Origin of the sequence: Neisseria sp. HMSC067G12 (assembly GCF_001812725.1) — a bacterium.
GTDB lineage: Bacteria > Pseudomonadota > Gammaproteobacteria > Burkholderiales > Neisseriaceae > Neisseria > Neisseria perflava.
The window spans coordinates 92757-104566 of record NZ_KV810226.1 but is presented as its reverse complement, the minus strand read 5'-3'; the positions used below and the strand labels follow the sequence as shown (position 1 = coordinate 104566).

Annotated in this window: 7 protein-coding genes; 4 read left to right on the top strand and 3 right to left on the bottom strand. The window is 45.3% G+C overall.

The features are described from left to right. Nucleotides 1-57: 57 nt before the first annotated feature. The 3 genes from pnp to HMPREF2871_RS10455 form a co-directional block, all read right to left on the bottom strand. The gene (gene pnp / locus HMPREF2871_RS10465; protein WP_107697060.1) at nucleotides 58-2181 is read right to left on the bottom strand and encodes a polyribonucleotide nucleotidyltransferase; all 2124 of its coding nucleotides are present in this window, start codon (nucleotides 2179-2181) and stop codon (nucleotides 58-60) included. A 234-nt stretch (nucleotides 2182-2415) separates the two neighbouring features. Continuing rightward, nucleotides 2416-3279: a phosphoribosylaminoimidazolesuccinocarboxamide synthase gene (locus tag HMPREF2871_RS10460; protein ID WP_049322835.1), complete on the bottom strand. Its 864-nt coding sequence runs from the start codon at nucleotides 3277-3279 to the stop codon at nucleotides 2416-2418. Between the two features lie 163 nt (nucleotides 3280-3442). Beyond that, nucleotides 3443-4744, bottom strand: coding sequence for a calcium-binding protein (locus tag HMPREF2871_RS10455; protein ID WP_192830386.1), 1302 nt, complete (start codon nucleotides 4742-4744; stop codon nucleotides 3443-3445). Nucleotides 4745-5338: 594 nt separating this feature from the next. Between HMPREF2871_RS10455 and rfbD the strand changes: the two genes are divergently transcribed. The 4 genes from rfbD (at nucleotide 5339) to HMPREF2871_RS10435 (ending at nucleotide 11593) form a co-directional block, all read left to right on the top strand. After that, on the top strand, nucleotides 5339-6202 hold the full coding sequence (gene rfbD, locus HMPREF2871_RS10450) for a dTDP-4-dehydrorhamnose reductase (RefSeq protein ID WP_049344787.1): 864 nt from the start codon (nucleotides 5339-5341) through the stop codon (nucleotides 6200-6202). Nucleotides 6203-6356: 154 nt separating this feature from the next. Further along, entirely contained in the window at nucleotides 6357-9203 is a 2847-nt protein-coding gene (gene uvrA, locus HMPREF2871_RS10445) for an excinuclease ABC subunit UvrA (protein WP_049344786.1), read from the top strand. A gap of 36 nt (nucleotides 9204-9239) precedes the next feature. After that, entirely contained in the window at nucleotides 9240-10631 is a 1392-nt protein-coding gene (locus HMPREF2871_RS10440) for an AAA family ATPase (protein WP_049344785.1), read from the top strand. A 14-nt stretch (nucleotides 10632-10645) separates the two neighbouring features. Next, a complete protein-coding gene (locus tag HMPREF2871_RS10435) occupies nucleotides 10646-11593 on the top strand; it encodes a DUF4435 domain-containing protein (protein WP_049344784.1) in 948 nt (315 codons plus the stop codon). The last annotated feature ends 217 nt before the right edge of the window (nucleotides 11594-11810 follow it).

The window sequence follows — 11810 nt, the reverse complement described above, 5'->3', positions numbered from 1 at the left end:
ACAAAAGGCCGTCTGAAAATTTCAGACGGCCTTTTGTTTTAAGCCTGAATAATCAGATTATTCGGCTGCTTTCTCTTCGCGAGCAGGTGCTTCCAGCAAAGCTTTGATAGACAGGCGTACGCGGCCGCGATCGTCTACTTCCAATGCTTTCACGTTCACAACCTGACCTACTTGCAGATAGTCGCTGACATTGCGTACGCGCTCGTGGGCGATTTGGCTGATGTGTACCAAACCGTCTTTGCCCGGCATCACGCTGACAATCGCACCAACGTTGTTGTCGAGGATTTTAACCACAGTACCTTCGTACACTTTGCCCACTTCCACTTCGGCAGTGATTTCTTCGATACGTTTTTTCGCTGCATCGCCTGCTTCTTGAGTAGTCGCAGCGATAGTGATGGTACCGTCTTCAGCGATGTTGATTTCAGTACCGGTTTCAGCAGTAATCGAACGAATAGTTTCACCGCCTTTACCAATCACATCACGGATTTTGTCTTGGTTGATTTTCATGGTGAACAAACGTGGCGCGTGTGCAGACAGTTCTTGCGGGCCTGCAACGGCGGCTTTCATCTGATCCAAGATGTGCAAACGTGCTTCTTTGGCTTGAGCCAAAGCGATTTGCATGATTTCTTTGGTAATACCTTGGATTTTGATGTCCATTTGCAGCGCGGTCACACCTTCTGTTGTACCGGCTACTTTAAAGTCCATATCGCCCAAATGGTCTTCATCACCCAAGATGTCGGTCAGGACGGCAAATTTGTTGTTGTCCAAAATCAGGCCCATAGCGATACCGGCAACGTGTGCTTTCAAAGGCACACCGGCAGACAACAGGCTCAAGCAGCCGCCGCAGACGGAAGCCATAGAGGAAGAGCCGTTGGATTCGGTAATTTCAGAAACCACGCGCATGGTGTAGCTGAAATCTTCAGGTTCTGGCAATACGGCCAACAACGCACGTTTAGCCAAGCGGCCGTGACCGATTTCACGACGCTTTGGCGCGCCTACGCGACCCACTTCACCGGTAGAGTATGGAGGGAAGTTGTAGTGCAGCATGAAGCGGTCGGTATATTCGCCGGACAGCGCATCAATGATTTGCTCGTCGCGTGAAGTACCCAAAGTTGCAACCGCCAAAGCTTGGGTTTCGCCACGGGTAAACAGTGCAGAACCGTGAGTGCGCGGCAATACGCCGGTTTGAATGTTCAGCGGACGAACAGTGCGGGTGTCGCGACCGTCGATGCGCGGTTGTCCGTCCAAAATTTGGCTGCGGACAACATCGGCTTCCAAATGTTTGAAAATACCTTTGATTTCGTTGGCTGCCAAAGTGTCGGTTTCTTCGGTAATCAACGCTTCTTTCACGGCATTCCAAGCTTCGTCCAATTTGGCAGAACGCGCTTGTTTTTGACGGATTTTGAACGCTTCTTTAATGGTTTCGCCGGCAATTTCGCGTACTTTTGCAACCAATTCTTCATTGGTTTCAGGTGCTTTCCAATCCCAAACTTCCGGGTTAACTTCGTCGGCAAACTCATTGATGGCGTTAATGGCCACTTGCATTTGATCGTGACCGTAAACAACCGCACCCAGCATCACTTCTTCAGACAAGATGTCGGCTTCGGATTCCACCATCAACACGGCTTTAGAAGTACCGGCAACAACCAAGTCCAATTGTGATTTAGCCAATTCGGCTTTAGTCGGGTTCAGAACGTACACGCCGTTTACATAACCCACGCGTGCCGCACCAATCGGACCGGCAAACGGTACACCGCTCAACACCAGCGCGGCAGATGCACCCAGCATTGCAGGAATGTCAGAATCGATTTCAGGGTCAACAGACACCACCATCGCTACGATTTGGATGTCGTGGTAGAAACCTTCAGGGAACAGAGGACGAATCGGACGGTCGATCAGACGGCTGGTCAGGATTTCTTTTTCGCTTTGTTTGCCTTCGCGTTTGAAGAAACCGCCGGGGATTTTACCTGCTGCGTAAGTACGCTCGAGGTAATCGACAGTCAGAGGGAAGAAGTCTTGGCCTTCTTTCACTTCTTTGTTGGTAGTAACGGCAACCAAAACAACAGTGTCGCCCATAGATACTTTAACGGCAGCAGCGGCTTGGCGAGCGATTTCGCCGGTTTCCAAAGTAACGGTTTGATTACCGTATTGGAAGGTCTTAACGTGTTTATTGAACATCATTGTTCCTTTCAAAATACCGCACTGCTAAAACACTAATAATGCACACTAAAATCCGAATGTGCATAGTTAGGGTTTCAGACCGTGCGGCAGGTTATAAACAAGCTTTCAGACGGCCTTTTCGGACGCTGAAAACAACTTTCAATTATAAAGGCAACTATCCTTAAAATCCAGTATTGATACAATAAAAAGGCCGTCTGAAACATATCCTTTTCAGACGGCCTTCAAACTTAAAAATCAATCCTGAGTCAGCAAAGTCAATGCTTCCTGATATTTTTCGACTGTTTTCTGAATTACATCGGCAGGCACTTTAGGCGCAGGCGCTTTTTTGTTCCAACCGCTTTGCTCCAGCCAGTCGCGGACAAACTGTTTGTCAAAAGACGGCGGATTGGTGCCGACTTTGTATTGATCGGCAGGCCAAAAACGGCTGGAATCAGGCGTCAACACTTCGTCCATCAAAGTCAACGTACCTTCTTCATCCAAACCAAATTCAAATTTAGTGTCGCAAATAATGATACCGCGGGATTTGGCATATTCGGCCGCTTCCGTATAAAGCTGAATCGCTTTGGCACGTACTTCCGCCGCCAATTCTTTGCCGATAATGCGTTCGCATTCTTCAAAGCTGATGTTTTCATCATGATCGCCGACTGCGGCTTTGGTTGACGGCGTAAAAATTACTTCGGGCAACTGCTGCGCTTCCTGCATACCTTCAGGCAGTTGAATACCGCAGACAGAACCGGTTTTTTGATAATCTTTCCAACCGCTACCTGCCAGATAACCGCGCACAATGGCCTCCACTTTCACCGGAGTGAGTTTTTTAGCCACGACGGCGCGTTTCTCCAAAGCTTTGGCTTCGTTTTCAGGCAAAACATCGTAAACCGTTTGGCCGGTAAAATGGTTAGGCATGATATGAGCCAGTTTTTTAAACCAAAAATTGGAAATCTGCGTCAGAATCTCCCCTTTACCCGGAATCGGATCATCCAAAATCACATCGAATGCAGACAGACGGTCGGAAGCAACCATCAACATACGTTTATCGTCAATTTCGTACAAATCGCGGACTTTGCCGGAGTAGATTTTTTTCAAGCTGATTTCAGACATTTCAGGTATCTCTTTGGTAAACAGAAGAATTTGGTATTTTAGCCCAATTTAGCATCTTTCGTCAGATTGTTTACAAAATAAAGGCCGTCTGAAACCTTATAGCTCGGTTTCAGACGGCCTTAGCCTTTGATTTTAGGGACAAACCCTAAAAACCATCATCCTATCAGATGGCAGGAGCCTGAGTCTGATCTTGGATTTGGTTCACAGCAGACAGAGAGTAGTAGTCGCCGTGGCCGGTTACTTGGTAAGTGCTACCGTCAGCAAACTTGAAGTTTTCAACTTTGTGATCGTTACCGGTAAACCAGTCATCGATGGTGATGCTGTCGTTAGTACCAACAGAAACAGTCAAGTTAGCACCTGATTTGCTCAGCAATACGTCAGAAGCTGCAACGCCTTTACCGAACAACAAGGTGTCATTACCGCTTTCTTCACGGATAGTGTCGTGACCGTAACCTTTGTCGAAGAAGTAAGTATCGTTACCGGTACCGCCGATCAGGATGTCGTTGCCGACGCCGCCGTCGAGGTAGTCGTTACCGTCTTTACCCACCAGGCAGTCGTCGCCAGCCAAACCGTACAGATGGTTGTCGCCGCCGTTGCCTTCGATGTTGTTGTTCAAAGAGTTACCGGTACCGTTCAGGTTTTGCATACCTTGCAAAATCAGGTTTTCAACGTGATCGGTCAAGGTGTAGTCAATAACGGTACGGACAGTATCGATACCGGCGTGTGCATTGCCGTACTCGATAACTTGGTCGTTAACGTTGTCAACGAAGTAAACGTCGTTACCGTCGCCACCGCGCATGATGTCCGCGCCGGAACCACCGTTCAGGTAGTCGTTACCGGCACCGCCTTGCAGGTAGTCTTTACCTTCTTCACCGTACAGAGAGTCACCGTCGGCATCACCGTAAATGGTGTCGTTACCAGCACCGGCGTAGATTACGTCTGTGCCGTTGCCACCGTAGATGATGTCTTCGCAAGCAGTACCGTAAATGGTATCTTTAGCATCAGTACCGCGGATAACGTTGCCGTCTTTGCAGTCTTCAGCTCGGATGACATTACCTGGGTTTTTGTCTTCGTGACCGTATGAGTTGTTTTGGTTATGGTCGTCAACACAGTCTTTGCAGTCTGGCTCTGGCTTAGGCTCAGGTTTTGGTTCTGGCTTAGGCTCAGGTTTTGGCTCTGGCTTAGGTTCTGGTTTAGGCTCAGGTTTTGGTTCTGGCTTAGGCTCAGGTTTTGGTTGTGGTTTTGGTTCTGGTTGCGGTTCTGGCTGTGGCTCAGGCTTAGGCTCAGGTTTTGGTTGAGGCTTAGGCTGAGGTTTAGGTTGTGGTTTTGGACATGGGATCGGTTTGATTGGATCGCAGTTGTAAGGTGGGCAAACCGGAACACATTTGTAGTTAGGAGTTTTTGCCGGTGGGCAGAAAGCCGCAATAGCAGAAACCAGACCGGTTACCGCGTTAACTACTGACACGCCGACGCTGGCAATGCTAGCGATGCTGCCGATAGAAACAGAAGATTTTGCTGCAGGAGCGCAGTAGTAAGAAGAGTAGGAAGCCTTAGGCGCGGGTGCGCAGTAAGAACTAACCAGGGGTCTAGTATAATACCCCCCGTAACAGTATGCCATAATAATTACTCCCAAAAGTTAATAAAATATTGGGTTGACGGAACGAGCAAATCCGCCCTTGCCCAATTATTATTTTAGTAATATTTTGCAAAATATTTACTCAAAAATATCAAACGGTAGAATTTGCCGATAAAAGGACGGAGTTTGGCCTATTTTTAAATTCCATTCTCCTAGCAACAATAAAAACATTAACATTGATTCACACTCTCTCAAACAGCATAGATCCTTTATCTATCTTGTTAAAAGCTGAATTTTAACTATAGTTATAGTAAACAAACATAATACCGATAAGTAGTTATTATTATGGATAGATAATATCGACAATTTACCCCAATACAGCCGCATCCGCATTTTGTTCTACGCTAATAATGTGAATTTGTCGTATTTACACTATAATGACACGAACACCTATTTAACAGCTATCAGAGGAGATACTCAACCATGCGTACTTTATTGACCGGAGCCAAAGGCCAGCTTGCCCGTTGTCTGCGCGACCGCCTGCCCGAAGATTGGGAACTGATTGCTACCGACTCTACTTCGCTGGACATTACTGATACCGAAGCCGTGCATCACATGATCAAAAATTTCCAACCAGATGCCATCGTTAATGCCGCAGCTTACACTGCCGTTGATAAAGCAGAAGAAAACGCAGAGGCTGCTTTTGCCGTCAACGCAACCGCTGTTCACAACCTGGCCGCAGCTGCCCGCGCCGCACACGCCCGCTTTATTCATATTTCCACTGATTATGTATTCGACGGCGAAGGCAAACGCCCTTACCGTGAAACCGACTACACCAATCCGCGCAGCACTTACGGTCAATCCAAAGTAGCAGGCGAGCTTTTGGCTTTAGCCGCGCATCCTGAAAGCACTATTATCCGTACTTCATGGCTGTTTAGCGAATACGGCAGCAATTTCGTCAAAACCATGTTGCGCCTTGCCAAAGAACGCGATTCCCTCTCCGTCGTTCACGACCAAACCGGCTGTCCGACTTATGCAGGCGATTTGGCACACGCTATTATCGAATTATTACAACAACCCACCTCCCCACGCGGCATCTTCCATTACTGTGGTAATAAATCGGCAACATGGTACGAATTTACCAAAGCCATCTTTCAGACAGCCCACCACTTAGACGAAAGCTTCCGCATTCCGGAACTGAACGCGATTACTACCGAACAATACCCCCTGCCCGCACCACGTCCGGCATACAGCATCATGGATTGCTCACGCCTAGAGACCGAGTTCGGTATCAAACCGTCCGACTGGCAAAAAGCCCTACGCGAAATTCTCCGCAAAATCGACTGATAAGCTGATTCATCTATATCAAGGCCGTCTGAAAACACATTTTCAGACGGCCTTTTTGTTTCTTTTATATATATCAAAAGCTTTATCTATCCAGTCTGTCATTTGAAAAGTGCTACAATAGCCGTTTATTTTATTTTTCAGACGGCCTGACAATATGTGCAACCATCATCCCAAACATTCACACGATAATAACACCATCCGCATCCGCGGCGCGCGCACGCATAATTTGAAAAATGTCGATTTGGACATTCCGCGCCACAAGCTCGTGGTGGTAACAGGATTGTCAGGCAGCGGCAAATCGTCGCTGGCGTTTGATACTTTGTATGCCGAAGGCCAACGCCGTTATGTTGAGAGCCTTTCCGCCTATGCCCGTCAATTTTTGCAGATGATGGACAAACCCGATGTCGATTTGATCGAAGGCCTGTCGCCCGCGATTTCCATCGAGCAGAAATCCACCAGCCACAATCCGCGTTCCACCGTCGGCACGGTAACGGAAATCCACGATTACCTGCGTCTTTTGTACGCACGCGTCGGTACGCCGTATTGCCCCGAACACAACCTGCCGCTATCCAGTCAAACCGTATCGCAGATGGTCGATGCCGTATTGAAACTGCCGGAAGACACGCGCGTGATGATTCTTGCGCCGGCAGTGCGCGAGCGTAAGGGCGAGTTTGTCGATTTCTTTGCCGACTTGCAGGCGCAGGGTTTTGCGCGTGTACGCGTGGACGGCGAGGTCTATCAGCTTGACGAAGTACCGAAGCTGGAAAAAAACATCAAACACAACATAGACGTCGTCATCGACCGCGTTAAAGTAAAAGCCGACATTAAACAACGGCTGGCGGAAAGTTTTGAAACCGCGCTGCGCCACGGCAACGAGCGCGCGCTGGCAATGGAGATGGACAGCGGCGAAGAACATTGGTTTTCCGCGCGTTTTGCCTGTCCCGTATGCTCATACAGCCTACCCGAATTAGAGCCGCGCCTGTTTTCGTTCAACAACCCGATGGGTTCCTGCCCGACTTGCGACGGCTTGGGCAACACCAATTTCTTCGACCCCGAAAAAGTAGTCGCGCATCCCGAATTATCCTTAGCCGCAGGCGCGATTGACGGCTGGGACAAACGCAACCAATTCTATTTCCAAATGATTCAATCGCTGGCGCATCATTATAAATTTGATGTCAACGCCGCTTGGGAAACTTTGCCTGAAAAAGTCAGAAAAGTCGTCTTGCACGGCTCAGGCAAAGAAGTCATCGACTTCACCTACCTGTCCGAACGCGGCACCACCTTCAACCGCAGCCACGCCTTTGAAGGCATCATCCCCAATCTCGAACGCCGCTACCGCGAAACCGACAGCGAAACCGTGCGCGAAAAACTGCGCGAATACCAAAACCACCGCGCCTGCCCAAGCTGCGGCGGCGCACGTTTGCGCAAAGAAGCCCGCTACGTTTACGTCAGCGGCGAACCTTTGCACGAAGTCTCCGCCTGGCCGCTGACCAAAACCCACCAATTCTTTGAAACGCTGGATTTGGACGGCAACAAAAAACAAATCGCCGAAAAAATCCTCAAAGAAATCACCGAGCGCCTCGGCTTCCTGATTAACGTCGGGCTGGATTACCTGAATTTAAGCCGCTCCGCCGAAACCCTATCCGGCGGCGAAGCCCAGCGCATCCGCCTCGCCAGCCAAATCGGCAGCGGCCTGACTGGCGTAATGTACGTTTTGGACGAACCCTCCATCGGCCTGCACCAGCGCGACAACGACCGCCTGCTCGCCACCCTCAAACGCCTGCGCGATTTGGGCAACAGCGTGATTGTGGTTGAACACGACGAAGACGCCATCCGCGAAGCCGATTTCGTCGTCGATATGGGCCCCGGCGCAGGCGAACACGGCGGCAACGTACTGATTGCCGACACACCCGAAAACGTCGCCAAATGCGAAAAATCCGTTACCGGACAATACCTAAGCGGCAAAAAATCCATTGCCGTGCCGTCTGAACGCACGCCTGTCAATCCCGACCGAATGCTCGTCCTCAAAGGCGCGCGCGGCAACAACCTCAAAAACGTAACCCTCGAGCTGCCGCTCGGTTTGATTACCTGCATCACCGGCGTATCCGGCAGCGGCAAATCCACCCTGATTAATGACACCCTCGCCAAAATCACCGCCCGCGAACTCAACCGCGCCCAAGAAGAACCCGCCCCATACGACGACATCCGCGGCCTCGAACACCTCGACAAAGTCATCAACGTCGACCAATCCCCCATCGGCCGCACCCCGCGCTCCAACCCCGCCACCTACACCGGCCTGTTCACCCCCATCCGCGAACTCTTCGCCGGCGTACCCCTCTCGCGCGAACGCGGCTACAACGTCGGCAGATTCTCCTTCAACGTCAAAGGCGGCCGCTGCGAAGCCTGCCAAGGCGACGGCGTCATCAAAGTCGAAATGCACTTCCTGCCCGACGTGTACGTCCCCTGCGAAGTCTGCCACGGCAAACGCTACAACCGCGAAACGCTCGAAATCCAATACAAAGGCAAAAACATCAGCCAAGTCCTCGACATGACCGTCGAAGAAGCCCGCGAATTTTTCGACGCCGTCCCCACCGTATCGCGCAAACTGCAAACCCTCATGGATGTCGGCCTCGGCTATATCCGCCTCGGCCAGTCCGCCACCACCCTCTCCGGCGGCGAAGCCCAGCGCGTCAAACTCGCCTTGGAACTCTCCAAACGTGACACCGGCAGAACACTCTACATCCTCGACGAACCCACCACCGGCCTGCACTTCGCCGACATCGCCCTGCTGCTGGAAGTCATAGGTCGTCTGAAAGGCAAAGGCAACTCGATTGTGATTATCGAGCATAATCTTGACGTTATAAAAACGGCTGATTATATTGTGGATTTAGGGCCGGAAGGCGGTGATGGCGGAGGGAGGATTATTGCGGAAGGCAGTCCCGAGCAGGTGGCGAAGGTGAAGGGAAGTTATACTGGAAAGTATTTGAAAGTCATTTTATAGCAGGATAAAGTACAATTATTAACAAAGGAATTTATCATGATTAAATTAAATAAAGTTGAATTTTATGGATTTCAGGATACAACAAAAAATGTTGTATTAGAATTTACAAGAAATAATAATGTTACTATTATTTTTGGTGAGAATGGGTGTGGAAAAACTACTTTCCTCAAATTACTTAATGCTACTTTTAAGAGAGATAGTAAAATTTTATCTGAAAATAATATTGATAAAATAAATATCTACTATCAAATAGATGATAAAACAGATAAAAAAATTTCTATTTGTAGAGTAAATATGGATGAAAGAATATCAAAAATTCTTAGAGCGGATAAGTTACTTAATAAATATTCTGATAGATTTTCAAATGATGAAAAGAACAAATTGCTTCAAGCTATCTTTAGTCAACACAAAATAGAAAATAGTTTTAATGAAGATGAATATGATTGGGAGGATTTTTCAAAATCTGAATTGCAAGAATCAAAATCATTAACACTTGGAATTGATAGGGGGAGTAATTACTCTTTCAGTAGAACATTTACCACTCTAGATTTAAAAAACTTTATTTTACGGCATAGAAAGTTTAGAACAATTTTTGAAAAATTAGATATTAATGAATTCTCTGAGGATTTTTCTCTATACATTAAAAATAGAAATAGCCTTAATAAGTCATTGGAAGACTTTGATTTTGAAAACAACCATATATATCTACCTAAAATTGAATTAAATAAAATTACAAATTTACTTCTTAATAAATATAGAGTTGCTAAGGCGGAAACTACAAGCCGAATACAAAATGCACTATTCAAAACATTGTCAAACGTCATAGATGATAAACTTGAAGGAAATGAAAGTAATGGAATTAATCAAGATAGTTGTAATTTAGAGGCAAGATTAGATGCAGGATATAAAGAAAGAATTATTGATTCTTTGTCTGAGATAGCTGATAATCCATTAAAGAATAAAGTGATAGAATTATTACAGAATGAAAACAAAGCGAAAGATAATAAAATATTACAAATACTAATTTATAATATGGCAATGGAGTTAAAAAGAGAAGAAGAATCTCTTACGTCAATAAATGCATTTATAAATGGATTTAATCGACATTTGTCTGGAAATAAAGAGTTAAAGTTAGAACTAGAAAAAATGTATGTTCTTATAAATAAAAAAAAGTATGATTTAGAAATTTTATCTAGTGGAGAGAAGCATATATTTACCCTTTTGGCATTAGTAAATTTATTGGGAAATTCCAGAGATTTCCTGATTGTTGATGAGCCTGAAATTTCTTTAAATGTTACATGGAAAAGAAATTTACTTTCTCTATTAACTAAAATTTTACCAAATACTCAAATTATCGTAGCATCGCACAGCCCTAGTATAGCAGCAAATTTCAATGATTCTTTGCAGAAAATAGAGGAATTGGCTTGATAGAGGATAGGAAAATGATAAGTACAAATGATTTACTAAGAACACCTCTTGAACTATATGCTAGTGCTAAAATGGGAAATAAGCCTATTCTCTTAGTAGAAGGAAAGGATGATTTTGCTCTATATATGGATATGATTAACACCTGTACTATAGATGTGGAGGTTGTGCCTATTGATAATATTTTCGTTGAAAAAGATGGTCATAGGATAATAGGATGTGAAGGAGTGATTTGTGCTATTGATAAGGTAACTATGAGTAATTTAGCCGATGCAAAAAAGCATATATTAGGGATAATAGATAGAGATTTACGTGATTTTAAGAAAACAAATCCAAAAAATGAGCTAATTTTCTTACTAGATAGATATTCTATTGAAAATTACTTTATAAATTTAAATTCTTTTAAAAAATGCATAAGTCATTATACTTATATAAATAATATAAATTTGCAACAAGAATGGGTGAGTGTTATGTTTAAATCGATATATGAAGATCTTATAGAAGAATTATTTTTATTATGTATCGAGGCAATAAAAAAACAATTGGATTCTAATTATCAAAGTGATGTAGATATTGATATTGATAACCCAGATAGGTATCTTAAAGATTCTAATATAGTTAATTCTATCAAGTCTAAGGAGAGGGATTTGTTAGCTTTTGCAAGTAATTTATCAATAAGTAGAAATATTAATTCATTACTATCTATATGCAAAGGTAAGTGGTTATTGAAAACGTATGTTTCATTAGTTCAAAAAATGATAAATTCAGATGTTTTGGCTAAAAAATGTATGGAAAATCTTATACCTCAATGTCAATATTGTATAGTTGGTAATAATAATAATTGTTTATTTAAACATAAAATTAAATGTAATATGGGAGAAACAGAAATTATGATTAAGTCTTTTGAGTTTTTGGATATTCCAAAAGGGTTGATATCTAGAATAAAAGAGTTAAAACTCGCTTAGTAACCATTGCTTGCATACCCAACCAACCGCGTGCGTGGCTGCGCCACACACCCTACCTGTGAATCATGCGGAATTGAAAACCTACGCGTAGGGTGTGCGCGGTACGCACACACGCGGTTGGTTGATTGATGGTTTGCTGTTGTACATTTTAACTTTGTTAAAACTAACGCTTTCAGACGGCATAAAAAATGGCCGTCTGAAAACTGAAAATGCTTTA